This is a genomic window from Hydrogenovibrio sp., from assembly GCF_049975065.1.
In the GTDB taxonomy this organism is placed as follows: Bacteria; Pseudomonadota; Gammaproteobacteria; order Thiomicrospirales; family Thiomicrospiraceae; genus Hydrogenovibrio.
In genome coordinates this window covers 1-26,253 of record NZ_JBNGDN010000019.1, presented here as the reverse complement: position 1 = coordinate 26,253, position 26,253 = coordinate 1, and the positions used below count along the sequence as shown (strand labels likewise).

The window sequence follows — 26,253 nt, the reverse complement described above, 5'->3', positions numbered from 1 at the left end:
GATCAACACCATGGCCGGTTTGATCAAGCCCACTGAGGGTCGTATTTTGATCAATGGGTATGATGTGCAGAAGGATTATCGCCAGACACGCCGCTTTCTTGGTGTGGTGCCGCAGGAATTGATTTCGGATCCCTTTTTCACGATTCGGGAGCTGTTGACGATTCAGAGTGGTTATTTCGGTTTACGCAGTCGTGAACAGCGCCTGTGGGTGGATGAACTGCTGGAGCGTCTGGCGCTGTCGGATAAAGCCAATGCCATTACTAATGAGTTGTCCGGCGGAATGAAGCGTCGTGTGTTGATTGCGATGGCGCTGGTGCATCAGCCGCAGGTGTTGGTCTTGGACGAGCCGACGGCTGGGGTGGATGTCGATTTGCGTCGTACCCTTTGGGATTTCACTAAAGAGTTGCATCGCAAAGGCCACACGATTATTTTAACCACCCACTATCTGGAAGAGGCAGAAGCCTTATGCGAAGAAGTGGCGATTGTCAAACGTGGCGAGCTGAAAGCGTTGGAAACAACATCGGAATTGTTGTCTCGGCATAACTTTCGATATCTTCGCGTGACCTTGAGTGAGCCGCAGAAAGTGGCGGCTTCGTCGTTAAATGATTTTTTGCAGTCGCGGTTTATCGAGCAGGAGGCGAATGGATTGAGTTTTAAACTGGAAAAAGACATGCCTTTAAATGCGATGCTGAATGCCTTGGCTGACAGTCATTTGGTGGTGCAGGATGTCACCAGTCGTGATGCGACCTTGGAAGAGGTCTTTTTGGATTTAACGGGAGAACACTAGGTGGCGTTTAATTGGGCAGGCTGTTGGGCCTTATTTATTAAGGAAGTACGGCGGTTTTATTCTGTGGCGGTGCAAACGATTTTTGCGCCGGTGGTTTCATCATTGTTGTATCTGCTGATTTTTGGACAGGTGATCGTCACTCAGACCGAAGTGTTTTCCGGGTTGAGTTACAGTCAGTTTTTAATACCAGGCCTGGTGATGATGACGATTTTGCAGAACGCCTTTTCCAATACGTCGTCCAGTCTGATTCAATCGAAAATGCATGGCAATCTGACCTTTGTGATGCTCAGCCCGATCTCGCCCTTTGAGTTTTATCTGGCGTTTGTGGCGGCATCGGTCGTGCGAGGCCTGGCGGTTGGAGTCGGTGTTCTGGTGGTGGGGATGGTCGGTTTTGACCTCAGTTGGCAATCGCCCGGTTGGGTGCTGGTGTTTGCGGTGCTCAGTGCGGCGGTCATGGGAGGCGTGGGCATGACCGCGGGGATTCTGTCGGATAAGTACGATCATTTGGCCGCGTTTCAAAACTTTATTATTATTCCACTGACATTTTTAAGCGGTGTCTTTTATTCGATTCACGCTTTACCGACCTTCTGGCAGGTGTTTTCGCATTTTAATCCATTCTTTTATATGGTGGATGGGTTTCGATATGGCTTCTTTATGCAGTCGGATGTGTCCGTCTATTTGAGCTTAGGCATCAGCGTCTTATTCTTTTTGGGCATTACGACGATTAATCTGATTTTATTATACAAAGGCGTTAAAATACGCTCTTAATCAGCCCGCTCAAGGCGGGGTTTAAACCATTTGCAAGCCTTTCCTGACTGGTGGAAAAGCTTTTTTAAACCGAAAAGAATGATGTTATGTCACCCGAAAAAATTCGTGAAAAAATCCAAGCGGTTATTGAAGATGCGCAGGTCATGACCAGTGGCGAAGATTGCAATTTTTCCGTTGTGGTCACCAGCGAAGCCTTTGAAGGAAAGTCGCCCTTGTTGCGTCACCGAATGGTGAATGATATTTTCAAGGACGAGTTTGCATCAGGTGCGCTCCATGCCTTGTCGATCAAGACGAAAACGCCCGAGTGATGATTAAATGGATAAATTAGTCATTGAAGGGCCTTGCCAGTTGGCTGGTAAGGTACAGATTTCCGGTGCTAAAAATGCCGCACTACCGATATTGATGGGGTGTTTGTTGTCTGAAACGCCGGTCACTTTGTCGAAAGTGCCTCACCTTAAAGACGTCACCACAACCATCCAGTTACTCGCCACCATGGGGGTGGAGGTGATGTTCGACGAATCGCTCAATATCGAAATCGATGCTTCGAATATTGTGACCAAAGAAGCCCCTTACGAGCTGGTGAAAACCATGCGTGCTTCTATTTTGGCGATGGGACCTCTTCTGGCGCGTTTTGGTGAAGCCAAAGTGTCTTTGCCGGGTGGATGCGCCATTGGTTCGCGCCCGGTGAATATCCACATTGAAGGCATGCAGAAAATGGGGGCGGATATTACCGTTGAGCAAGGCTATATTGTCGCCAGAGCACAACGATTGCAAGGTGCGGATATTACCATGCAACCGGTCACGGTCACGGGCACGGAAAATTTGCTCATGGCGGCGGTGCTGGCGGAAGGGCAGACGATTCTAAGAAACGCCGCCCGCGAACCGGAAGTCTCGGATCTGGCTAATTTTTTGAATGCCATGGGCGCTCAAATTAGCGGTATTGATACGGACACCTTGGTCATTGAGGGCGTGGAACGTTTGACGGGGGTGCACTATAAAGTCATTCCCGACCGAATTGAAGCCGGGACTTATCTGGCGGCCGCCGCCTTGACCCAAAGCTGTGTGACAGTGACGCAGGTGGTGCCCGGTCATTTAACGGCGGTTTTGGAGAAGTTCAAAGAGGCCGGTGCTTTGGTGTCTTCGACGGACGATACGGTAACCTTGGACATGCGAGGGCGAGACTTGAAACCGGTGAACATTGTCACCGACCCCTATCCTCTGTTTCCAACCGATATGCAAGCACAGTTTGTAGTCATGAATACGCTGGCTAAGGGGATGGCGACGGTAGAAGAAACCATTTTTGAAAATCGTTTTATGCACGTTTCAGAGCTGGCGCGTATGGGAGCCGATATTTATGTCGAGGGTAATAAAGCCTGTACCAATGGCGTGGAACACTTGGTGGGGGCACCGGTTATGGCGACGGATTTGCGTGCTTCAGCCAGTTTGATTCTGGCCGGTCTAGTCGCCGAAGGCGAAACCGTGGTCAGCCGCATTTATCATATTGATCGAGGTTATGAGCTGATCGAAGAAAAGTTTCATAAGCTGGGTGCACACATTTATCGAGCGAATTGATTCGCAGTAATTTCTTAATTTATGACGAATCCCTTAGGGGGTTGAGGCAACAGGCAAAATCATGGCGGAACAATTGACGATCGCGCTCTCCAAAGGGCGCATTTATCAAGATACTTTACCTTTACTGGAAGCGGCTAATATTCGACCGCTGGAAGATCCGAGTAAAAGTCGTAAGTTGATCATTCCAACCAATCATGCGCATGTCCGGCTGTTGATTGTGCGTGCGACGGATGCGCCGACCTATGTGGCACACGGTGCTGCGGATATCGGCGTGGCCGGTAAAGACGTGTTAATGGAAGCGCCGAGCGATAACCTCAACGAGTTGTTGGATCTGCAGATCGCTAAATGCAAGCTGATGGTGGCGGGGCCGAAGGAAGCGAAACCGCATGGTCATCGTCTGAAAATCGCGACCAAATACACTCAGTCCGCTAAAGCTTACTATGCGCAAAAAGGTCAGCAGGTGGACTTGATTAAGTTGTACGGTTCCATGGAAATTGCGCCGCTCATTGATCTGGCGGACAAAATTGTGGATCTGGTCGATACCGGCAACACCTTAAAAGCCAATGGACTGGTGCCCGAAGAGCACATTGCCGACATCAGTTCGCGGCTGATTGTGAATGAGCATGCTTACAAAACGAAATTCAATCAAATTAATGAAATTGTTGAAAAATTTAAATCGGCGATTCAATAATCGCGAATCAATCGCGAATTAATATGAATTGCGCCATAGGGTTTGAAGCCGAAAAATAAACGGCTTCTGCAAAAGATGGAAACGGAAATGTTAAAAGTTCGAAAATTATTTGCAAATGAAGCAGGCTTTCAGGCTGAGTTGGAAGCCTTGTTGGCCTGGGAAACGGTCTCCAATGATTCGGTCAACCAAGTCGTAAAGGACGTTTTAAAAAATGTCCGTCAAAGAGGCGATGCCGCTTTATTGGAATACACCGAAAAATTTGATCGCCTGTCCTTGTCGAAAGGTGCGGATCTGGAAATACCGAAAAGTGATCTGAAAGCCGCCTTAGAGCGCATTCCGACCGACCAGCGTGACGGCTTGGAGTTGTCTGCCAAACGCGTGCGTGCTTACCATGAAAAACAAGTGGGTCAGTCTTGGTCTTACACTGAGGATGACGGCACTTTGTTGGGTCAGCAGGTCACGCCGCTGGATCGCGTCGGTCTGTATGTGCCGGGCGGAAAAGCCGCTTATCCTTCCTCGGTTATTATGAACGCCGTTCCGGCGAAGGTCGCCGGGGTGGCCGAATTGATTATGGTGGTGCCGACGCCGGATGGTGAGGTCAATGATATGGTGTTGGCTGCGGCTGAAATTTGCGGTGTGGATCGCGTATTCAAACTGGGGGGCGCTCAAGCGGTGGCCGCCTTGGCCTATGGCACCGAAACCGTGCCGCAAGTGGATAAAATCGTCGGGCCGGGAAATATTTTCGTGGCGACCGCCAAGCGTGAGGTGTTCGGTACCGTCGGCATTGATATGATTGCCGGGCCTTCGGAAATCTTGGTGTACTGCGACGGTCAAACCCACCCGGACTGGATTGCAATGGATTTGTTTTCGCAAGCCGAGCACGATGAAGACGCTCAGTCGATTCTGGTGACGCAAGATGCGGAGTTTGCTGAAAAAGTGTATGACAGCATGAACCGTCTGGTGAAAACCTTACCGCGTGAAGAAATCATTGTCAAAGCCATTACCGATCGCGGTGCCATCATTGTGGTGGAGGATGAAGACCAAGCCGTTGAGATGATTAATTTCATTGCTCCTGAACACTTGGAGTTGTCGATTGAAAACCCTCAAGCGCTGTTGCCGAAAATCCGTCACGCCGGTGCGATTTTTATGGGGCGTTACACGGCTGAAGCGATCGGGGATTATTGTGCTGGCCCCAACCATGTTCTGCCGACGTCGCGCACGGCACGCTTCTCTTCGCCACTGGGCGTTTACGACTTTCAAAAACGCTCCAGCTTGATTATGTGTTCGGCGGAAGGCGCAAATACGCTGGGCAAAGTGGCGGGTGTCCTAGCCGACGGAGAAGGCTTGCAGGCACACGCGGCTTCGGCGCGTTACCGTGTGAAAGACTGACTCGCGTTCGATTCATAAAAAATGACCAGGCCTGGTCATTTTTTTTGCCTGCAATTTACAGGGCTGTTTTCGTTTTAGGGAGGAAAGATGCACATTTCGGAATTGACTGAATATTTAGACGATTATCTGCGAATCGCGGATTTTAAAGATTATGCCCCCAACGGGCTGCAGGTGTCGGGCAAATCGAAGATTCATCGAATCGTCACCGGTGTCACCGCCTGCCAAGCGTTGATTGATGCCGCCATCGAGTTGCAGGCTGACGCCATTCTGGTGCATCACGGCTACTTCTGGAAAAATGAGCCGGTGACCTTGACCGGCATGAAACGCAAACGTATTCATAGCTTGCTGATGCACGACATCAATCTGTTGGGGTATCATTTGCCGTTGGATGCGCACCCAGAAGTCGGTAATAACGCCCAGCTTGGTCAGCTTTGGGGGTTGACAGATATAACGTCAGATGCAAAAAGCCTGGTGCGGTTAGGGCGTTTGCCCTCAGCGAAGTCGATGGGTGATTTCATTCAGGAAGTGAGTCGTAGTTTGGGGCGAGCGCCGCTGCATTTGCCGGGCGGCCCGGAAAAGATTGAGACAGTGGCTTGGTGCAGCGGTGGGGCGCAAGGTTACATTCAGCAAGCCATCGACTGGCGGGCAGATGTTTTTATCAGCGGGGAAGTCTCGGAGCAAACGACCCATCAAGCGCTTGAATCCGGGTTGCATTATTTGGCCGCGGGTCATCATGCTACCGAGCGGGTCGGAGTTAAAGCGTTGGGAGAGCATTTGAGCCAACAGTTTGATTTGGAAGTTGTTTTTGTCGATGTGCCCAATCCGGTCTAAAAAACCCTGTGCTGCACTGGGTCTATTAACAGTTTTTTTTATATCCATGATTAGTTTTATTTATAAAAATATTTTTAAAGGTCATAAAGAGATATTGATGTAAGGATTAATTTTGCTTTGGTAGAATAATCAATCGTTTTAATTTCTTCTTAGGGTAAATAGCCGTTCGATGAGCGGTTTTCCGAACAGAATGAACAAGCGACTGAAAAATACGACTTAACCTTACGCATTACAATCAGACAAAAGAGGAAGTCTCTATGTCGTCAAAAGAGCAGACAGAGAATAATCGCCTAACGCGTCGCAAAGTGCTGACGGCGGCAACCGGTGTTTTAGGCGCGGCTGGCGCGACTTTCGTGGCCGTTCCTTTCGTAAGCTCCTGGCAACCCAGTGAGAAAGCCAAGGCGGCCGGTGCGCCAGTGGATGCAGATTTAAATCTATTGTCGCCTGGGCAGATGTTGACGGTGTCTTGGCGGGGCAAGCCGGTTTGGGTGGTGCGCCGCACGACGGATATGCTCAGTATGTTGCCGACACTGGACAGTGAATTACGAGACCCGAATTCGGATCAGTCGATCCAACCCGAATACTGCAAAAATGAAGTGCGTTCTTCAAAAGTGGAATATCTTGTCGTTGTGGGGGTGTGTACCCACCTAGGCTGTGCCCCGCTGTATCGACCGGCGGTGAATTCGCCGGATATGGCAAAAGGCTGGAAGGGCGGTTTCTTTTGTCCATGCCACGGTTCCAGTTTCGATATGGCCGGTCGTGTTTTTTCGGGCGTTCCCGCACCGACCAATCTTGAAATTCCCCCTTATCGTTATCTTTCCGATTCGGTCGTTAGAGTGGGTGAGAACCCAGAAGAAGGAGTGGTCTGATGGAATCGAACGTTCACAAAAAACCTCAGAATTCCTTGTTGGGCTGGTTGGACGCGCGTTATCCGCTGGTCAGCACATGGAATGAGCATGTCGCCGAATACTATGCGCCCAAGAATTTTAATTTCTGGTATTTTTTCGGCTCTTTAGCCTTGTTGGCGTTGGTGAATCAGTTTGTTACCGGCATCTGGCTGACCATGAGTTTTAAACCGAGTGCGGCTGAAGCCTTTAATTCGGTCGAATACATTATGCGTGATGTCGAATGGGGCTGGTTGATTCGCTATATGCACTCTACGGGGGCGTCGGCTTTCTTTATCGTGATTTACTTGCATATGATGCGCGGTCTGCTGTATGGATCCTACAAAAACCCCCGTGAGCTGGTGTGGATTCTGGGAATGCTGATTTTCCTTGTTCTGATGGCGGAAGCCTTTATGGGTTATCTGCTGCCTTGGGGGCAGATGTCTTACTGGGGGGCACAGGTCATTATTTCTCTGTTCGGTGCCATTCCGATTGTCGGGCCGGATCTCGCGGTTTGGGTGCGGGGTGACTTTGTCATTTCAGACGCCACTTTGAACCGTTTCTTTGCATTACACGTGATTGCTTTGCCATTGGTGCTGGTGATTCTGGTGTTTATGCACATCGTCGCGCTGCATAAAGTCGGGTCGAACAACCCGGACGGTGTGGAAATCAAAAAATACAAAAATGAAAAAGGCTTGCCGATAGATGGTATTCCGTTCCATCCTTACTACACGGTCAAGGATTTGTTTGGTGCCTCGGTGTTTATGTTGTTTTTTGCCATAGTGGTGTTTTACTTTCCTACTGGCGGGGGCTTTTTCATTGAGCCGCCGAACTTTGAACCCGCCAACCCGCTGAAGACACCGGAGCATATCGCCCCAGTGTGGTATTTCACGCCGTTTTATGCCATTTTACGCGCCATTCCAGATAAGTTGCTGGGCGTCTTGGCCATGGGCGCGGCAATCGCGGTGCTGTTTGCCATGCCTTGGCTGGATCGGTGTAAGGTGCGCTCGATTCGTTACCGTGGCGTTTCCTATAAAGTCTTGCTGACGATGTTGGTTATAAGCTTTTTGGTGTTGGGTTGGTTGGGAACACAACCCGCGACACCGGAATTAACCAAGTTAGCGCGTGTGTTTACAGCGGCTTATTTCCTGTTCTTCATTATCCTGCCGTTTACATCGGCCAGTGAGAAAACCAAGCCAGTGCCGGAGAGGGTGAGTTAGTTATGAAAAAAATCCGTTCAATGTTTTTATTAATCTTACTGTTTCCGTTAACGTCTTTTTCTGCCGGATCGGCTCTGGACCTTGAAAAAGCCAATAACAGTATCGCCGACACCGATTCGCTCAAGCGTGGTGCTGAATTGTTTGCTAACTACTGCATGGCCTGTCACTCCGTCAAGTACCTTCGTTATAATCGTATTGCGCGCGATTTCGGTTGGAGCGATAAAGACGTCATTGAGACGATGACGTATGGTCAAAATCGTGCTGTGGATGACGTTATGAGCCGGATGTTGCCGGGCGTCGGTCAGCAAGTGTTTGGCACGCCGGTTCCGGACTTGTCTTTAATGGCGCGATTGAAAGGCTCAGATTACATTTACAGTTTTTTAAGAGGTTATGAGCTGGACAATGAAACCGGTGAATGGGATAACCGCTTGTTACCGGGCACGGTTATGCCGAATGTTCTGGAGAGTATGCAGCGCCATATGACGGTGGAAGAATACAATCAGGCCACTCGGGACATTACTAACTTTCTGGAATACACAGGTGAACCCGCCAAGTTGCAGCGTCACGATCTGGGCTGGAAAGTGATTTTGTTCTTGTTGGTGCTGATTTTATTGACCTATCTGTTGAAAAAAGAATATTGGCGAGACGTGAAACACTGATGGTTTTGTTTGAGTCACAATGGGGGCTAGCCCCCTGATAAAAAGCTCGCATTGCGGGCTTTTTTTGTATGAGGAGCACTTTTTCGAATGGCCAAAAAAGTCAAGCTGGCGTATGTGTGTAGCGAGTGCGGTGCCGACTATGCGCAGTGGCAGGGGCAGTGTACCGCCTGCGGTGAATGGAATACCTTAAAAGAGTTCAGGGTGTCGTCCGCTGGCGCTAAATCCACCGCCAAGTCCCATCATACGGTCGGTTATGCGGGGGTAACCGAACAATCCGTGGTGTCGTTTCAGGACGTCGCTTTATCGGAAGTCCCGCGAATGGACTCCAGTATGACGGAGCTGGATCGTGTCTTGGGTGGCGGCATTGTGCCCGGCTCAGTGGTGTTGATTGGGGGGGATCCCGGTGTCGGCAAATCCTCCCTGCTGTTGCAAATTTGCTGTCAACTCAGTCAAGCCATGAAAGTGCTGTACGTGACCGGTGAAGAGTCGTTGCAGCAGGTGGTGATGCGCGCCAAACGGATGGGGTTGCCCGAAGACCGTTTGAGATTGTTGACGGAAACCGATGTGGAGTCGATTACGCTTGCGGCGCAAAACGAACAGCCGAAAGTAATGGTGGTGGATTCCATTCAGACCATGCAGTTGGCCGACATCGGCAGCGCGGCCGGCGGTGTGTCGCAGGTGCGTGAGTCGGCCGCCTATTTAACCCGCTTTGCCAAACAGCATCAGATCATGGTGTTTCTGGTCGGGCATGTCACCAAATCCGGTGAGGTGGCGGGGCCGCGCGTCCTGGAGCACATTGTCGATACGGTATTGTTTCTGGAAGGGCAGTCTGACAGTCGGTTTCGCACCTTGAGAGCCATCAAAAATCGCTTTGGTGCCGTCAACGAGCTGGGGGTTTTTGCCATGACCGACAAGGGGATGAAGCAAATTAAAAACCCGTCGGCCATTTTTTTGTCTCGTGGCGATGAACCTTCACCCGGTTCGGTTGTGATGGTGCTGTGGGAAGGAACACGCCCTTTATTGGTTGAGATTCAGGCACTGGTGGATGCGTCCCCTTACGGCGCACCCAAGCGGGTGACGGTCGGTTTGGAGTTTAACCGCCTGGCGATGCTTTTGGCGGTGTTGCATCGCCATGGTGGTGTTCAGGCCGGTGATCAGGATGTCTATGTCAATGTTGTTGGCGGTGTTAAAGTGAGCGAAACCAGCGCGGATTTGGCGGTGCTGTGCGCCATCGTGTCGAGCTTGAAAAATCAGGTGCTGTCACAGGATATGATGGTGTTTGGCGAGGTGGGGTTGTCGGGTGAGATACGCCCTGTTTCCAGTGGTCAGGAACGGTTGCTGGAAGCGGCCAAACACGGCTTTAAAAAAGCGATTGTCCCGAAAGCCAATATCCCCAAAGGTGGTGTGGCCGGTATGGAGATAATGGGCGTGGCTACCCTGCAGGAAGTGCTGGGCTTGCTGTAATGAAAATCCTGCTGTGTCCTGACACCGGCAAAGCTTCCATAGTAAAATGATTAAGGTGCTTCAGGAACCTCTGATTGATAATATTTGAAAGGACGTGCATTTCATGACCGCAGTAGCCACACTTGAGGGCGTTGATTTTGACAGCATTGAGCTGGCTACCGCTTTATTAGCCAGGACTGGTGAAAACGAATGGCGCATTGTTTCGCAAAATAAAATGGCGGCCTTGCTCTGGGGCGATTACGATTTCTCTGAGGACATGGCCTTGAGGCTGTCGTTGCTTGAAGCCATTAAAAAACCGATTCCCAGCAGTTTCGTCCATAAAATTTCCGTCAGTATTCAGTCGTTTCGTTTTATTACGACCCCGCATTCGGCCGGTCTATTAGTGCAGTTTTTTCAAGATGTGCCTGAGCATACATCGCAAGGGGAATCGCTGTTTGATTTATATGAAACCGTTCTGAATGTCTCACACAACGGACTCTTTGATTTCAATTTGCAAAACGAAACCATTCGATATAGCCGCAGTGTGCATGAGGTCTGTGGTGTCAGCGTCTCAGGTCTGGGCAATCATAAAACAGGTTTTTTCAAACGCATTCACCCAAATGATGTGCCTTTGGTTGAAGAAGCGTTGGAGATGCACCTGCAAACGGCTTGGCCGTTTGATGTCCGCTTTCGCTTCAAAACGGATGCCGGTACTTATGTCTGGTTGCAAAGCTATGGCAAGGCGTTAAAAAACAAAGCCACGGGTCAATTGGAACGCTTTGTCGGCAGTTTGACGAATATTTCGCAACGTAAGTATGTGGAAGACATGGTGCATCAGCGTGAACAGCTGGTCGAACAGATCATCGACAGTTTACCCATCAGCATCTATGTCAAGGACGATACCGGGTGTTTTCGATTTTTCAGTCGGCAGACGGAAAAAGAAACCGGCATTGACCGTGCCGGAGCCATTGGCAAAACCGATTATGAAATTTTTCCGATTCAGCAGGCACGGCTGGCGGTACAACAAGACCAAGCGGTCATTCGTGAAGGGCGGCTGATCCTTTCCGAAGAGGCACGCACCCTGCCAACCGGTGAGACTCGATGGGTCATGCAGGGTAAAGGGCCGATTCAAATTCGTCAGGAAGATTCGACCAAGATTTGGCTGATCGGGTTTTCGCTCGATATTACCGAACGAAAACGTGCAGAAGACATGCAGCGGGACGCGAAAATCGCTGCGGAAGAAGCGGTGAAAGCCAAGTCCGATTTTTTGTCGGTAATGAGCCATGAGATTCGAACGCCGCTGAATTCGGTCATCGGCACCGCTCAGTTGCTTCAGGATCTGATTCTGGAGGAGGAGCCACGCCATTATATTGATATGATTCGCCATTCAGGTGAGCATCTGTTGCAGCTGATTAATGATATTTTGGATTTTAACAAACTTGAAGCCGATAAAATCGAGCTGGAAGCCGCCCCCTTTGACCTAATGGATCTGGTTAAGGGGGTGGTGAATATGAATCAACTGGCCGCTGAAAAGAAAAACCTGGCGCTCAGTGTGGAATGGGCGGATGACCTTCCCGCTTATTATTTGGGTGATGTGGCGCGGCTTCGTCAAATATTGCTCAATCTGGTCGGAAATGCGTTGAAATTTACCCTAAAAGGTCAAGTCTCGTTAAGGGTTCGACCCTTGTCACCGCAAGGAATTCGGTTTGACGTTTCGGATACGGGCATTGGCATTCGTTCGGAGCAGGTTGATAAATTGTTTTCGGTGTTCACCCAAGCGGATGCGTCAACCACACGGCAATTTGGTGGCACGGGGCTGGGGTTGTCGATCAGCAAAAAGCTGGTGGAAATTATGGGCGGTCGTATCGGTGTGGACAGTGTTTACGGTGAGGGCAGTACCTTCTGGTTTGAACTGCCGTTGGCCGTCACTGAGGCACCGGAAAAGGTATCAGAACCCTTAATTCTGAATGAAGCGCTGGATCCTTTGAATCTATTGGTGGCTGAAGATAACTTGCCTAATCAATTATTGATTAAAGCCATTTTAACTAAACAGGGGCACAAGGTCACCTTAGTGGAGAATGGCCGGGAAGCGGTGCAGGCCATCGAAGCGAAAGACGCCATGTTCGATCTGGTGCTGATGGATATGCAAATGCCGGAAATGGATGGTTTGACCGCCACGCAGAAAATACGTGCGTCTAATTCCCACTTAGCGAAGGTGCCGATTATTGCCTTAACGGCGAATGCGTTGAGTGGCGACCGAGAAAAAGTCATGTCGGCCGGCATGAATGATTATTTGACGAAACCGATTGATATGGTGCAATTGAAACGATTGCTGATGATCTGGGGCGCTTGTAAGGCTGGCGTGGAGCTGGATTAACTCAGTTTACGGGTTTTTTCCCAGGCCTGGCAATTTTGACCAGGCCTGGTGAATACCACTTGTTCAGTCCTTGGACGATTGCTGATAAGTTTGCAGGGTTTCAAACCAGTGTTGAAACAGTTTCGGTGTGCTGGCGGCGACCGCAGAGCGTTTGACCACTTGCGGCACCAGCACACTTTCGCCCTGAAGTGTGGCGCTTTGACCCCCGGCTTCATTTAAAATCAGCCAGCCAGCGGCGTAGTCCCAGATGTTTTGCGCGCCGTGGCAGTAAAGTTGTCCCCGCCCGGCCGCAATCCAGCACCAGTCCAGCGCCACTGAACCGATGCTGCGTTGCGAAGCATAAGGCGGCTTGAGAACCAAAGCGGTGGAAAGCGGTGGCTGCAACCGCTTGAAATCCACCAGCCCGATACAGTGTTTCAGTTCGGTATGGGCGCTACGGGCTCGTAAAGGTTGACCGTTGATTTCAGCGCCCAATCCTTTTCGCGCAGCAAAAAGCTCATCTCGATCCGGGTCGTACACCATGCCGACCTGCACATCGCCCTGAATCACCAGTGCTAAAGAAACCGTGTAAATGGGAATGTCATTGGCAAAGTTGCTGGTGCCGTCCACAGGGTCGAGTATCCAGCAACCGTTTTCCGAGCGTAAAGCCGTTTGTTGCGCTTCCTTGGAGGACTCTTCGCCCAGAAACATGAATTGCGGCCAGTGTTCAGTGAGAAAGCTCTGCACCGCTTTTTGCATTTCGGTATCGGCTTCGGTGAGGATGGAGCCATCGGCTTTCGTTGAAGGGTCCACATGACGGAAACGTGGCTGCACTTCTTGTTTGGCCAGCCTGATCAGACCGTTTTTCAATGTTTGCCAGGCCTGGTCATTATTAAAAATCAATGACATACTTCTCCTTTTTAAGGTGAATGCGACCACGCTTGCCGCGAGGTCTCCGTGTTTTGTGGGGCTTATTTGTAGCGTAAGGTCGGATCCATCTGCTTGAGCTTGACCTTTTCAATCGCGCTTTTAGATACTTCCATCACTTCCAGAATGTAGTTTCCGACTTTCAGGCAGGTGCCCTCTTCCGGCAGGGTTTCCAATTCTTCCTGAATCAGGCCGTTCAAGGTTTTCGGGCCATTGGTGGGCAACTCGAAATGGTACAGTTTGTTGAGGTCGCGAATGAACTCGGACGCATCAAACGTGATGGAACCGTCCTTGTGCATGTCCACTTTCATAAACGCCTTGTCGCGGCTGTCGGTGTTGAATTTACCAACGATTTCTTCCAGCAGATCCTCCAGCGTCAGCAGGCCTTGCAGATTGCCGTACTCATCCACAATCAGCGCCATGTGGCGTTTGTGTGCATTAAAACTGGAAAGCTGGATGTTCAGTGTGGTGGTTTCGGGAATAAAATAGCCTGGCCGTGTGGCTTTGATAATGTCTTTCAGCGACAAGTCCTGTTTGGTCAACAGTGGCAGCGCCTTTCGCAGATTGATAATGCCGAGAAGGTCATCGTCCAAGCTTTCGCGATAGACCGGGATGCGGGTAAAAGGCGAGCGCAGTATTTTCTTGACGATCTCTTCCAAAGGTTCGTTCACGTCAATCGCGTAAATATCCTGTTTGGGAATCATAACGTCTTCAACGGTGATGCTTTCCAACTGCATAATGCCGTTGAGCATGGTGCGATACTGCTTGGGCAGGCGGCCAGTGGCTTCGTTGATCAGCGTTTGCAGTTCTTCATGGCTTAACGCATGGCTGTCGGGGTCGTTGCGGGTCACCTTAACGCCGAACAGGCGTAAAAAGTTATTGGCAAAAAAGTTGACCAGCCACACCAACGGCGAAAAAATCTTCAGTAAGGGCGTCAGAAAATAAGCCGCCGGATAAGCGATGCGTTCCGGGTGCATGGCGGCCAGTGTTTTCGGTGCCACCTCCGAAAATACCAAAATCACCAATGTCAGTATGCCCGCCGCCAGGGCAATGCCCGCTTCACCGATCAGTCGCATGGCGATAATGGTGGCAATGGAAGAAGCGAGGATGTTGACAAAGTTGTTGCCCAACAGAATCACCCCCAGCAAACGGTCGGGGCTTTCCAGCAGTTTTTGCGCTTTAATGGCACCCTTGTGCCCCTGTTTGACCTTGTGTTTCAAGCGGTATTTGTTCAAAGCCATCATCCCCGTTTCGGAGCTGGAGAAGAGGGCGGACAAAACGATAAGCAACAGCAGTATCCCGAAAAGGGCGGATGTGGGTATTGAGTTCAAGAGATTTCTATCATGTTGTGAATCGAACGGAAATTATAACGGCTCAGACTAGGAGTTGCCATGACATTTTTTGGATGCCTTTTTGGATGCTTTTTAGGTCGCCCGTGAACCGCCAGGCAACCCGATAGGGAAAGATTTGACTCCGCGCGCGCTGTTTCGTGCGCTGCTTAGGGTACCCGCAGCAGACTCAGTACAATTTCCGTGCCGATGTAGCTGAGAATCAGCAGAAAGTAGGCCCAGATGGTGTAGTAGGCCGCTTTTTGTCCGCGCCAGCCGAACTGAAAATGTCCGAACAGCAAGAGTCCGTAGGTTAGCCAGGCCAGAATGGCGAAGAAGGTTTTGTGTACAAGATGCTGGGCGAAAATGTCTTCCATAAAGAAGACGCCGCTCAACAAAGCGAAGCTGAGGAAAATGAATCCGATCAGCACCAGTTGCATCAGGGTTTTTTCCATAATTTGCAAAGGGGGCAGGTTTTTGAACACAATGCTGAGCTGACGTTTTTGAAAGCGTTTTTCTTGAATGGCGTAGAGGGTGGCCTGCGCGGCGGCCAGCCCCATCAAACTGTAGGCGGTGATGGAAATAAGGATGTGACTGCCCAGTGCCAGCGGCAAGGGTTGTACCGCATTTCCGACAAAGGGTAATAAGGTGGTGAAGGCGGCCAGCGGAAAAATGAAAATACCAAGATTTTCCGTGGTTTTATTGATATTGGTAATCAGCAGGATCATGACGGCAATCCATGAGATTAAAGACAACCCTGTGCCGAAGCGAAACAGCAGCATCTGGTTTTCAATTAAATGACCGGAAAAGGATAACAGATGTATCAATGCGGCCAGTGAGACAATCAGTAGAAATTTGGGGCGATTGAATGCGTCCGTCTGGTCGTCGTCACGCTGAAAGCGTTGCCACAGAATATAGGTGGCATAGAAATACAGAAGACTGGCAAACACTGCGGTGAAAACACTGGTGATCATTCTAATCCTTGCGATTGTTGCGGGTCGAGGTAGCGTATCATTTTACAGATTCTTTTTTGTTGCGATTGTTACGAAATCGTTCCCATGAATATTGCCTTGGGGCGATGCGATTTTAGATATTCATGGCTTAAAGCCGTATAATATCGAAAATTAAATTGAAATGAAACGAAATTCAGCACAATTCCTTAGCCTGACTGTTTCACACGATAGGAGGCTAGACGGTGTGTGGATTGGGCGTTTCGTTAGTCATTATCACAGTGAACGAATCGGCTGTTTGCAGTTTAAGTTAACAGTTGTTTAATAAGCGGCTGTAGTGGCTTGATTAGGATAGGAAAAGTATATGTTTGATAGTTTATCGGATCGTCTGGCGAAATCGTTTAAAGCCATTACCGGTCAAGGGCGCTTAACGGAATCCAATATTAAGGAGGCCTTGCGGGACGTGCGTCGTGCTTTGTTGGAGGCGGATGTCGCCCTGCCGGTGGTGAAAGGTTTTATCGACAAGGTTCAGGCTCGGGCGATTGGTCAGGAAGTGTCCACCAGTCTCAATCCCGGGCAGGCGTTTATTAAAATTGTCCGCGAGCAGCTGACGGAAGTGATGGGGCAGGAAGCCGCGCCGCTGAATTTTAATGTTGAGCCACCGGCGGTGATTATGATGGCCGGCCTGCAAGGGGCGGGGAAAACCACCACCGTCGGCAAGCTGGCACGTTGGTTAAAAGAGCGCGAAAAGAAAAAAGTCATGGTGGTGTCGGCGGACGTTTACCGCCCGGCGGCCATCAAGCAGCTGGAAACGTTGGCGGAGCAGATTGATGTGGTGTTTTACCCGTCTTCCGCCGACCAGGATCCGGTAGACATTGCCAATAGCGCCCGTGCCGAAGCGCGTAAGCAGTTTGTGGATGTGTTGATTTTGGACACCGCCGGTCGCTTGCACATTGATGATGAGATGATGGAGGAAATCCAGCGTCTGCATTCAGCCGTCAAACCGATAGAAACGCTGTTTGTGGTGGATGCCATGACCGGCCAGGATGCCGCCAATACGGCCAAGGCCTTTGATGAGGCCTTGCCGCTGACCGGTGTGGTGCTGACCAAAACCGACGGGGATGCGCGTGGCGGCGCCGCTTTGTCGATTCGCGAAATTACCGGCAAGCCGATTAAGTTTATTGGTGCGGGTGAAAAAACCGAGGCGCTGGAGACATTTCACCCAGATCGTATGGCCGGCCGCATTCTCGGTATGGGCGATGTACTGAGCTTGATTGAGGAAGCGGAAAGCAAAATCGATCAGAAAAAAGCCGCGAAATTCGCCAAAAAAATTCAGAAATCCGGTCAGTTCGATCTGGAGGATTTTTTGGAGCAATTGCAGCAAATCAACCAAATGGGCGGTGTTGGCGGCTTAATGGGCAAAATGCCAGGCATGGGACAATTAAAAGATCAGATCAATAATCAGGCGGTGGCGAAAGATTTCAAGCGCTTGGAAGCGATTATTTATTCCATGACGCCTCAGGAAAGAGCGCACCCCACCATTATCAAAGGGTCGCGTAAAAAGCGCATCGCCCGAGGCTCCGGTACTACGGTTCAGGACATCAATAAAATGATGAAGCAATTCACACAGATGCAGAAGATGATGAAAAAAGTGTCCAAAGGCGGCATGAAAAACATGATGCGCGGCATGGCTGGTAAATTGCCACCGGGAATGGGTGGGATGCTGCCGCCAGGACGGTAATGGGGTCTCAATGCGGCTACTAAAGCCAGGCCTGGGCGTTTTGACCAGGCCTGGCAAAACTCAACCCTCAAAAAAATCACTGGCGAAAAAACCACTGACGTCAGTCTTTCAGGCTGATAATCGGCCAGCGACGTTCTGTCGCGTAAGCCCTCAAGGTGGCGTCGCAATCGACCGCTACCGGGTTTTCTACAATATCGAGCAGCGGAATGTCGTTGCGCGAATCCGAATAAAAGCTGCTGCCATCCAAGGTGTGATGGTGACAGATCAACCATTCATGCAGACGTGAGACCTTGCCTTGCTGAAAAGACGGTTCTCCCGCAACCTCGCCGGTGAAGCGGTTTGCCACAATTTCCGGATCCGTGCCGATCAGATGGTCAATGCCGTAAAGTTGACCGATTGGGCGGGTGACAAAACTGTTGGTGGCGGTGATGATGAGTAAGGTGTCGCCTTTGGCGCGGTGCTCGTCCACCAATGCTTGTGCTCTCGGCTGATAAATTGGGTGAATGACTGTTTCCATAAACTCCGAGTGCCAGCGTTCGAGTGCTTCCATGTCATATCGCGATAAGGGTGCCAGCGAAAACCGCTGATAGGCCATAATGTCGAGGGTGCCGTTTTGGTAGTCCTGATAAAAACGTTCGTTTTGACGCTCGTAGTCAGCCTTGTCCACCGCGCCCTTATCGATCAGAAACTTTCCCCACAGGTAGTCGCTGTCGCCGTTAATCAAAGTGTGATCCAAGTCAAAGATTGCTAATGCCATGATAATTGCTCAAAAGGTTTGCTTGTTTAAAATGGCTATTTTAGCCCGAATATTTCATAAATTTGCACCGATCATGCTTGTTCCTTGATTCCACAAGCCATATTTTCTCAGTCGGTCGTAATCGTGGATACGACACTTCTTCGAAAATTTCCTTGTGAAACCAATGCCCTGCGCAATCTCAGCACAAATTTATGAAACATTCGGGCTAGCAGTCTGTCGTCAAAAGTACGGCAAAAGAAATTGAAATAAAAGGTGTTTTCTTCAATAATTAACCCATTCAGGAATTTGTTAAAAGGGTTGGTTGTGATTGATGAAGACGGGTATCGTTTAAATGTCGGTATCATTATTGTAAATAAAGAGGGCAAGCTGTTCTGGGGCAAGCGCCTGCATCAGGATGCTTGGCAGTTTCCACAAGGCGGGGTGCGTGAAAATGAAACCCCGCAACAGGCGGTTTTCCGCGAGTTGCGCGAAGAAGTCGGCCTGGAGCCGTCAGATGTTCGTGTGCTTGGGCGCACCCAGGACTGGTTAACTTACGATTTACCCAAGCATCTGATTCGCCACTATAGCCAGCCGCTTTGCATTGGTCAGAAACAAATCTGGTTTATGCTCGGCATGTTGGGCGAGGAAGAAAAAATCGATTTGAACACCCATGAAACACCGGAGTTTGAAGGCTGGAGCTGGGTCGATTACTGGTTGCCGGTGCAAAATGTGGTGGAATTCAAACAGTCGGTTTACCATCAAGCCTTAACCGAGCTGGAAGCGCACCTCTATAAGTTCTGGATAAAAGAGTCGGATTAACGATCTCCGGTAACTTGTTTTGAAATCATCAAAACCGATAAAACCCTCTTGTGATGAATCTGTCACATACAAAAGGTTCTTTCCGTTTTACAATTTTACACGCCGTTGGGCAGATTGCCTAACCTTTCATAATGGGCGTTAGCAGCCTGTTCAACGCGATCCCGTAGGAAAACGCATTAAAAAATGTTATGATGCCTGCGCATTTATTTGACGGTTTTTTACGGTTCGGATGGCGCTTGCCCGGAACTGTTGAAACCTTCTAACGTTTTGGAAATACTAAGTAGCTGGAAACCAGAACGGTTTTGTTGGCGGCAGAGGTAAGAACTACCGTCTGCCGAATGGCATCAGGAAAACCCAGCCCCTGACGCAGGTTTGAACCAACCAAAGAGGTTAATTTTTTATGAACGATAAGTTCGTTGATCAAGATCCGCAAGAAACACAAGAATGGATCGATGCACTGGAGGCGGTGGTCTCTTTTGAAGGAAGCGACAAGGCACAGCACATTATCGGTGCCTTGATTGAAAAAGCCCGTGTTCACGGCATAGACATTCCTTATTCCGCAAACACGCCTTATATCAATACCATCGCACCGGAAGAGCAAGTCAACTATCCTGGCAATGTGGAACTTGAACGAAAATTACGTGCGCTGCTGCGCTGGAATGCGATGGCGATGGTGTCCAGAGCGAATAAATATACCAGCGTGGGCGGGCATATTGCCTCTTATGCTTCAAGCTGTACGCTTTACGAAGTGGGCATGAACCACTTCTTCAAAGGCCCGAAACATGAATTGGGCGCGGATCTGGTGTTTTTCCAGGGGCACACAGCGCCGGGAATGTACTCCCGCTCCTTTATGGAAGGCCGTCTCGATGCCGAGCAACTGCGTAACTTCCGCCAGGAAGTGGACGGCAACGGTTTGGCGTCTTACCCGCACCCCTGGTTGATGCCGGACTACTGGCAGTTCCCCACGGTTTCCATGGGCTTGGGACCTTTGATGGCCATTTATCAAGCGCGTTTTATGAAATACATGCTGGCGCGAGGCCTGGCGAAAACCGACGGTCGTAAAGTTTGGGCCTTCCTGGGCGACGGTGAGATGGACGAACCGGAATCCCGCGGGGCTTTACAACTCGCCAAGCGTGAAAAACTGGATAACCTGATTTTTGTCATCAACTGTAACCTGCAACGTTTGGACGGTCCGGTTCGCGGCAATGACAAAATCATTCAAGAGCTGGAAGGCGTTTTCCGAGGTGCCGGCTGGAATGTGATTAAAGTCCTGTGGGGTTCCGGTTGGGATGCACTTCTGGCCAAAGACAAGACCGGCAAGCTGGTGGAACGCATGAACGAAGTGGTGGACGGCGAATATCAAGCCTATAAAGCCAAAGACGGTGCTTTCGTGCGTGAACACTTCTTCGGGAAATATCCTGAAACCGCCGAGCTGGTCAAAGACATGACCGACGATGAAATTTTCCGCCTGACACGCGGCGGGCACTCACCGCGCAAGATTTACAATGCGTATAAACGCGCTTCCGAAAGCGTGCAGCCAACGGTCATTCTGGCGAAAACCATCAAAGGGTACGGCATGGGCAAATACGGCGAAGCCGCCAACATCGCCCACCAACAAAAGAAACTGGATTTGGACGGACTCAAATATTTCCGTGATCGTTTTGCCGTGCCGGTGTCGGATGAAGAACTGGAAAAAGACATTCCGTTCCACCGTCCAGACGAAAACTCGCCCATTATCAAATACATGAAAGAGCGCCGCGAAGCCTTAGGGGGCGAACTGCCTGCGCGTCGTGATCTGGCCGAGCCGTTGCCGGTGCCAGAATTGTCAGCCTTCAAAATGCTGACCGAAGGCACGGAAGACCGTGAGATGTCCACCACCATGGCGTTCGTTCGCATTATTTCCATTTTGTTGCGGGATAAGAAAATCGGGCCGCGTTGCGTGCCGATTATTCCCGATGAAGCGCGGACTTTCGGCATGGAAGGCTTGTTCCGTCAAGTCGGCATCTATGACCCGGCCGGACAGCTTTATGAGCCAATGGATTCCGACCAGTTGATGTGGTACAAAGAAACCGCTAACGGGCAGGTGTTCCAGGAAGGCATCAACGAAGCCGGTGCCATGTCCAACTGGATCGCAGCGGCCACCGCTTACGCGAATTATGGTGTGAGTATGATTCCTTTTTATATTTACTATTCCATGTTCGGTTATCAGCGTATCGGTGACCTGGCCTGGGCGGCCGGAGATTCCCGCGCCCGTGGTTTCCTGATGGGGGGCACCGCCGGCCGCACCACGCTGGAAGGCGAAGGCTTGCAACATCAGGATGGCCATAACCTGATTCAGTTCGACCATGTGCCGAACTGTATTTCGTATGATCCGACATTCGCCTATGAAATGGCGGTCATTATCCGTGACGGTATCCGTCGTATGTTCCATGACAAGGAAGATGTTTATTATTACATCACCTGTATGAACGAAAACTATTCGCATCCGGCCATGCCGGAAGGGTCGGAAGAAGGCATCCTGAAAGGGTTGTATTCCTTCAAGAAGTCCGATGCGAAGCACAAAAACAAAGTGCAGCTTATGGGCTCCGGCACCATCTTCCGTGAAGTCATTGCGGCGGCGGAAATGCTGGAATCCGACTGGGATGTCGCTGCGGATATCTGGGCGGCCCCAAGTTTCAACCTGTTGCGTCGTGATGGCATTGAAACACATCGTTGGAACACCTTGCACCCAACGGAAACCCCGAAAAAATCTTACTGTGAAGCCACTTTAGCCGGTTCGGAAGGGCCGTTTATTGCGGCCACCGACTACATTCGCGATTACCCGAATCGTATCCGCGAATACGTTCCCGGTGAATTCTATGTGTTAGGCACCGACGGTTTCGGTCGTTCCGACACGCGTGAACAACTGCGTAAGTTCTTTGAAGTGGATCGCTACAATGTGGTAGTGGCCGCTTTGAAAGCTTTGGCGGATGCCGGTGGCATTCAGCCGAACGTGGCTCAGAAAGCCATTGAACAATATGGCCTAGACACTGAAAAAGCCTATTCGATTCACGTCTAATCAAGCGTGTTGACACAGGCCGGGTCGCTTGGCGATCCGCAGAATTCACATTCGGCTCGCAACCGGCGGGCCGAATCCAAAAAGGAATAGAAAAATGGCTACACAGCAAATTAATATCCCGGATATAGGTGATTTTGATTCCGTCGAAGTCATCGAAGTATTGGTTGCCGAAGGGGATGTGGTCGCGGTGGACGATTCTCTGGTCACCCTAGAATCGGACAAAGCCACCATGGAGATCCCATCTCCGGTGGCGGGAAAAATCACGAAAGTGAACATCAAAGTCGGCGACAGTGTTGCGGAAGGCGACTATATTTTCGACATTGAAGCCGACCAAGCGGCGGCGGAAGCACCGAAAGCCGACGCCGAAAAAGAAGAAGCGGCCAAGGAAGACGCACCGAAAGCCTCTCCGAAAGCCGAAAAACCGGCACCAGCCCCGCAAGAACCCCAAGTCCCTGCGGCGAATGCGCCGTCCGTGCCGAAACAGCCGGTCAATGCTCAGTCGATGGGCGCGGCTTATCACGCCTCGCCATCGGTGCGTGCCTTTGCGCGGAAATTGGGCGTGGATCTGAATGCCGTCACCGGCACCGGGCCCAAAGGGCGCATCCAACAAAACGACGTTGAAGCCATGATTAAATCGGTCATGCAAGGTTCGGCCGCGGCTTCCGGCCAACCACAAGGCGGCGCAGGCATTCCATCCGTTCCGGAAATCGATTTCAGCCAATTCGGCGAAACTGAAACCGTCGAACTGGGTCGCATCAAGAAAATTTCCGGCAAGTTCCTGCAAACCGCTTGGTTGAATGTGCCGCACGTCACACAGTTTGACGAAAGCGACATCACCGAGATGGATGCCTTCCGTAAGAGCATGAAAGCGCAGGCGGAAAAAGCCGGTGTCAAATTGACGCCGCTGGTGTTCGTCATGAAAGCCGTGGTCAAAGCCTTGCAGGAGTTCCCGAACTTCAACGCTTCTTTATCGCCGGACGGTCAGTCCATTATCAAGAAGCATTATTACAACATCGGTGTCGCGGTCGATACGCCGAACGGCTTGGTCGTTCCGGTGGTGCGCGATGTCGATCAAAAAGGCATCTTCGATTTGTCCAAAGACCTGATGGAACTGTCCGCCAAAGCGCGTGACGGCAAACTGACCCCGGCGGATATGTCCGGCGGCTGTTTCACCATTTCCAGCTTGGGCGGCATCGGCGGCACGCAATTCACGCCCATCGTCAATGCACCGGAAGTCGCCATTATGGGCTTGTCCAAAGCCAAGATGCAACCGGTCTGGAACGGTGCAGAATTCGAACCACGTTTGGTGATGCCGTTCAGCGTGTCTTACGACCACCGCGTGATCGACGGCGCGGAAGGCGTGCGCTTCACCACCACCGTTAGCCAATACCTGACCGATCTACGTCAGTTAATTCTGTAATTGGGAGAGATGTATGAGTAAAGTAATCGATATACTGATTCCCGATATCGGTGATTTCGCTGAGGTAGAGGTGATCGAAGTGCTCGTCGCCGCCGGGGACGAAGTCATTCAGGACGATTCCCTGCTGACGTTGGAATCCGACAAAGCGACGATGGAAATTCCCGCGCCTTACGCGGGTAAGATCACCGAAATCCTGATCAATGTCGGTGACAAGGTCAAGGAAGGTTCCGTGGTCGGTAAAATCGAAATCGCCGACGAAGAAACCGTTTCCTCCAATGTTGAACAAAGCGTGACACCGGACGAAACGCCTAAAGAAGCACCGGAAGCGCCAACGGCCGTCGCCGCCAGCGATTTGCCGGAGGCCGACATTCAGTGCGACGTCTTGGTGCTGGGTTCCGGCCCGGGCGGCTATACCGCCGCTTTCCGTGCCGCAGACCTGGGCAAAAACGTGGTGATGATCGAGCGTTATTCTTCCATCGGCGGTGTCTGTTTGAACGTCGGGTGTATCCCATCCAAAGCCTTGTTGCACATGTCCGTGGTGTTGAATGAAACCCGCGAAATGGGCGCACACGGCATCACCTTCGCCGAGCCGGAAATCGACCTCAACAAAATGCGCGATTACAAAGATTCCGTGATCGGCAAGTTGACCGGTGGCTTGGCAGGCCTGGCGAAAGCGCGTAATGTGCAAGTGGTGCAAGGTTACGGCAAATTCAGCTCCGCCAACACCGTGACGGTCGAACTGGCCGAGGGTGGCACCCAAACCATCGCGTTTGAAAACGCCATTATCGCCGCCGGTTCCCGCGTGGTGAAACTGCCGTTTATTCCGCATGACGACCCGCGCGTGATGGACTCCACCGATGCGCTGGAACTGGAAGAAGTGCCGAATCGCATGTTGGTCATCGGCGGCGGCATCATCGGGCTGGAAATGGCGCAAGTGTACGATTCTCTGGGGGCGAATGTCACCATTGTCGAATTGGCCGATAACATCATTCCCGGCGCGGATAAAGACATCGTTCGTCCCTTGTTAAAACGCATTAAAGACAAATACGAAAACATCTACCTCGGTTCCAAGGTCACCCATGTGGACGCCACGGACGCAGGCCTGGTGGTTTCGTTCGAAGGCAAAAACTGCCCGGAAACCGATACCTTTGACCGCATTCTGGTCGCCGTCGGTCGTGCGCCGAACGGCAAGTTGATTGACGCCGAAAAAGCCGGTGTCGCCGTCAACGACCGGGGCTTTATCGAAGTGGACGAGCGCCAGAAAACCAATGTGGATCACATCTACGCCATTGGCGACATTGTCGGGCAACCGATGCTGGCGCACAAAGCCGTGCATGAAGGCAAAGTGGCGGCGGAAGTGATTGCCGGTATGCCATCTGCTTTCACGCCAATGGGCATTCCATCCGTCGCCTACACCGACCCGGAAGTCGCTTGGGCGGGTAAAACCGAAGACGAATTGAAAGCTGAAGGCATTGAATACGAAAAAGGCGCTTTCCCTTGGGCGGCGTCGGGTCGCAGCTTGAGCCTAGGGCGTGACGAAGGCCTAACCAAAGCCTTGTTCTGTGCCGAAACGCATCGTCTACTCGGTTGCGGCATTGTCGGCCCGAACGCCGGTGAACTGGTCGCCGAAGCCATGCTCGCCATCGAAATGGGCGCCGACATGCAAGACATCGGTCTCACCATCCATCCGCACCCAACACTGTCAGAAACGCTTTGTTTCGCAGCCGAGATGGCGGAAGGGACGATTACCGACTTGATGCCACCGAAAAAGAAATAACTTAAAGTGTTTAAAAACAACCAGGCCTGGTTGTTTTTAATAGGTTGAGTCTATTTTGATACGAAAAACCGCGACTTTAGTTAGCGGTTTTTTTAACTCTAACTTATCCAATTAACAAGGTCGGTTGTTGCCTGTGTTCTTTAAATCAGTTTATGGCTCAAATCGGTGACGTAATGGGTCTTGTTTGTGATTGAGAATACGGTAAACCAATAGAATTCTTTCTGTATGAGAAAAATAGATGGAGTGGTATTGATAGACAAAGCGTTTTAAGCCAGTCTTTATTTTGTCCTGATGGGTTCCAAGTTCTGGATATTGGCACAAAGTCTCTAGCGTGGAGGATAAGCCTTGATAATAGATTTCAGCTTGAGCAAGGCCGAAGTTTTCCAAAGTGTATTCAGCAATATGTGCCAGATCACTTTCTGCGGATTGAGTGAGTTGAATAGATAGCATGGCGGCTAGACAGACTGTTTTGCCAAGACATCATGCCAGATTTCACTTGGAGTTTTTGAACTCATGCCAGATTCTTCAGCAGTTTGGATCATCGTTTTTAGTTTTTGCTCAGCTTGATTTCGCTCCATTTCTTGCCGAATGACGCTGCGAATATATTCTGAATCATTACCATACAAGCCTTGTTCGACTTGGTTTTTAATCCAAACATCTTGCTGTTCAGTCACCGTAATGGTTTTGCGTAACATCGAGAAAATCTCCTTGATGATCAATGTATGAAAATATCATACCCTTGGTGATTGGATGCTTCAATATTTAAATCAAAGTGTTTTGTTATACAATTTAGGAAATTGATGAATCCAGAGAACTTAAAGAAACGTAGTAAACGTTACCATGCCTTGGCCGTCAGTTCGGCTGTGGAGCGCATGACTTTTCGAATGCGGCATAAGC

At 50.5% G+C, this 26,253-nt stretch carries 23 protein-coding genes; 17 read left to right on the top strand and 6 right to left on the bottom strand.

Features of this window, described 5'->3' with window-relative positions; translation table 11 throughout:
• From ACP5D0_RS04120 to ACP5D0_RS04065, 12 genes are all read left to right on the top strand, one after another.
• A partial coding sequence (locus tag ACP5D0_RS04120) for an ABC transporter ATP-binding protein (RefSeq protein WP_472364317.1) occupies nt 1-787 on the top strand: 787 nt, incomplete at its 5' end.
• Nucleotides 788-1,555, top strand: a complete 768-nt coding sequence (locus tag ACP5D0_RS04115; protein ID WP_472364316.1) for an ABC transporter permease — start codon at nt 788-790, stop codon at nt 1,553-1,555.
• 86 nt (nt 1,556-1,641) lie between these two features.
• Nucleotides 1,642-1,863, top strand: coding sequence for a BolA family protein (locus ACP5D0_RS04110; protein WP_472364315.1), 222 nt, complete (start codon nt 1,642-1,644; stop codon nt 1,861-1,863).
• 7 nt (nt 1,864-1,870) lie between these two features.
• A complete protein-coding gene (gene murA / locus ACP5D0_RS04105; RefSeq protein ID WP_472364314.1) occupies nt 1,871-3,127 on the top strand; it encodes a UDP-N-acetylglucosamine 1-carboxyvinyltransferase in 1,257 nt (418 codons plus the stop codon).
• 61 nt (nt 3,128-3,188) lie between these two features.
• Nucleotides 3,189-3,818: an ATP phosphoribosyltransferase gene (gene hisG, locus ACP5D0_RS04100; RefSeq protein ID WP_472364313.1), complete on the top strand. Its 630-nt coding sequence runs from the start codon at nt 3,189-3,191 to the stop codon at nt 3,816-3,818.
• Between the two features lie 87 nt (nt 3,819-3,905).
• A complete protein-coding gene (gene hisD, locus ACP5D0_RS04095) occupies nt 3,906-5,207 on the top strand; it encodes a histidinol dehydrogenase (RefSeq protein ID WP_472364312.1) in 1,302 nt (433 codons plus the stop codon).
• 87 nt (nt 5,208-5,294) lie between these two features.
• Nucleotides 5,295-6,038: a Nif3-like dinuclear metal center hexameric protein gene (locus tag ACP5D0_RS04090; protein ID WP_472364311.1), complete on the top strand. Its 744-nt coding sequence runs from the start codon at nt 5,295-5,297 to the stop codon at nt 6,036-6,038.
• A 257-nt stretch (nt 6,039-6,295) separates the two neighbouring features.
• Nucleotides 6,296-6,907: a ubiquinol-cytochrome c reductase iron-sulfur subunit gene (gene petA, locus ACP5D0_RS04085; RefSeq protein WP_472364310.1), complete on the top strand. Its 612-nt coding sequence runs from the start codon at nt 6,296-6,298 to the stop codon at nt 6,905-6,907.
• Nucleotides 6,907-8,142 (top strand): cytochrome b, encoded by a 1,236-nt coding sequence (locus ACP5D0_RS04080; RefSeq protein WP_472364309.1) that lies wholly within the window; start codon nt 6,907-6,909, stop codon nt 8,140-8,142. Before petA ends, ACP5D0_RS04080 begins: the two co-directional genes overlap by 1 nt.
• Nucleotides 8,143-8,162: 20 nt before the next feature.
• Nucleotides 8,163-8,801 carry a cytochrome c1 gene (locus ACP5D0_RS04075; protein ID WP_472364308.1) on the top strand — a complete coding sequence of 213 codons (639 nt, stop codon included), beginning with the start codon at nt 8,163-8,165 and terminating at the stop codon, nt 8,799-8,801.
• A gap of 87 nt (nt 8,802-8,888) precedes the next feature.
• The gene (radA, locus tag ACP5D0_RS04070; protein WP_472364307.1) at nt 8,889-10,265 is read left to right on the top strand and encodes a DNA repair protein RadA; all 1,377 of its coding nucleotides are present in this window, start codon (nt 8,889-8,891) and stop codon (nt 10,263-10,265) included.
• A 103-nt stretch (nt 10,266-10,368) separates the two neighbouring features.
• Nucleotides 10,369-12,621: an ATP-binding protein gene (locus ACP5D0_RS04065; protein ID WP_472364305.1), complete on the top strand. Its 2,253-nt coding sequence runs from the start codon at nt 10,369-10,371 to the stop codon at nt 12,619-12,621.
• 63 nt (nt 12,622-12,684) lie between these two features.
• Here the strand turns inward: ACP5D0_RS04065 and ACP5D0_RS04060 are convergent, their stop codons facing one another.
• The 3 genes from ACP5D0_RS04060 to ACP5D0_RS04050 all read right to left on the bottom strand — a co-directional run bounded on the left by ACP5D0_RS04060 (nt 12,685) and on the right by ACP5D0_RS04050 (nt 15,829).
• Nucleotides 12,685-13,509 (bottom strand): inositol monophosphatase family protein, encoded by an 825-nt coding sequence (locus ACP5D0_RS04060; RefSeq protein WP_472364304.1) that lies wholly within the window; start codon nt 13,507-13,509, stop codon nt 12,685-12,687.
• 62 nt (nt 13,510-13,571) lie between these two features.
• A complete protein-coding gene (locus ACP5D0_RS04055) occupies nt 13,572-14,858 on the bottom strand; it encodes an HlyC/CorC family transporter (protein WP_472364303.1) in 1,287 nt (428 codons plus the stop codon).
• A 167-nt stretch (nt 14,859-15,025) separates the two neighbouring features.
• Complete coding sequence (locus tag ACP5D0_RS04050) at nt 15,026-15,829, bottom strand: cytochrome C assembly family protein (protein WP_472364302.1); 804 nt, start codon at nt 15,827-15,829, stop codon at nt 15,026-15,028.
• A gap of 340 nt (nt 15,830-16,169) precedes the next feature.
• On the opposite strand from ACP5D0_RS04050, the gene ffh reads away from it, so the two are divergent.
• Entirely contained in the window at nt 16,170-17,546 is a 1,377-nt protein-coding gene (gene ffh, locus ACP5D0_RS04045; RefSeq protein WP_472364301.1) for a signal recognition particle protein, read from the top strand.
• A gap of 100 nt (nt 17,547-17,646) precedes the next feature.
• On the opposite strand, the gene ACP5D0_RS04040 is transcribed toward ffh, so the two are convergent.
• Complete coding sequence (locus ACP5D0_RS04040; protein WP_472364300.1) at nt 17,647-18,303, bottom strand: histidinol-phosphatase; 657 nt, start codon at nt 18,301-18,303, stop codon at nt 17,647-17,649.
• Nucleotides 18,304-18,606: 303 nt separating this feature from the next.
• Here ACP5D0_RS04040 and ACP5D0_RS04035 point away from each other — a divergent pair, with 303 nt between their 5' ends.
• The 4 genes from ACP5D0_RS04035 (at nt 18,607) to lpdA (ending at nt 25,356) form a co-directional block, all read left to right on the top strand.
• On the top strand, nt 18,607-19,101 hold the full coding sequence (locus tag ACP5D0_RS04035) for an RNA pyrophosphohydrolase (protein WP_472364299.1): 495 nt from the start codon (nt 18,607-18,609) through the stop codon (nt 19,099-19,101).
• A gap of 400 nt (nt 19,102-19,501) precedes the next feature.
• Nucleotides 19,502-22,159 carry a pyruvate dehydrogenase (acetyl-transferring), homodimeric type gene (gene aceE / locus ACP5D0_RS04030; protein WP_472364298.1) on the top strand — a complete coding sequence of 886 codons (2,658 nt, stop codon included), beginning with the start codon at nt 19,502-19,504 and terminating at the stop codon, nt 22,157-22,159.
• 49 nt (nt 22,160-22,208) lie between these two features.
• Nucleotides 22,209-23,579, top strand: coding sequence for a dihydrolipoyllysine-residue acetyltransferase (gene aceF / locus ACP5D0_RS04025; protein WP_472364318.1), 1,371 nt, complete (start codon nt 22,209-22,211; stop codon nt 23,577-23,579).
• A gap of 13 nt (nt 23,580-23,592) precedes the next feature.
• On the top strand, nt 23,593-25,356 hold the full coding sequence (lpdA, locus tag ACP5D0_RS04020) for a dihydrolipoyl dehydrogenase (protein WP_472364297.1): 1,764 nt from the start codon (nt 23,593-23,595) through the stop codon (nt 25,354-25,356).
• A 150-nt stretch (nt 25,357-25,506) separates the two neighbouring features.
• Here lpdA and ACP5D0_RS04015 read toward each other — a convergent pair whose 3' ends face one another.
• The gene (locus ACP5D0_RS04015) at nt 25,507-25,806 is read right to left on the bottom strand and encodes a type II toxin-antitoxin system RelE/ParE family toxin (protein ID WP_472364296.1); all 300 of its coding nucleotides are present in this window, start codon (nt 25,804-25,806) and stop codon (nt 25,507-25,509) included.
• A 5-nt stretch (nt 25,807-25,811) separates the two neighbouring features.
• Nucleotides 25,812-26,051 carry a type II toxin-antitoxin system ParD family antitoxin gene (locus ACP5D0_RS04010; RefSeq protein ID WP_472364295.1) on the bottom strand — a complete coding sequence of 80 codons (240 nt, stop codon included), beginning with the start codon at nt 26,049-26,051 and terminating at the stop codon, nt 25,812-25,814.
• Nucleotides 26,052-26,253 lie beyond the last annotated feature (202 nt).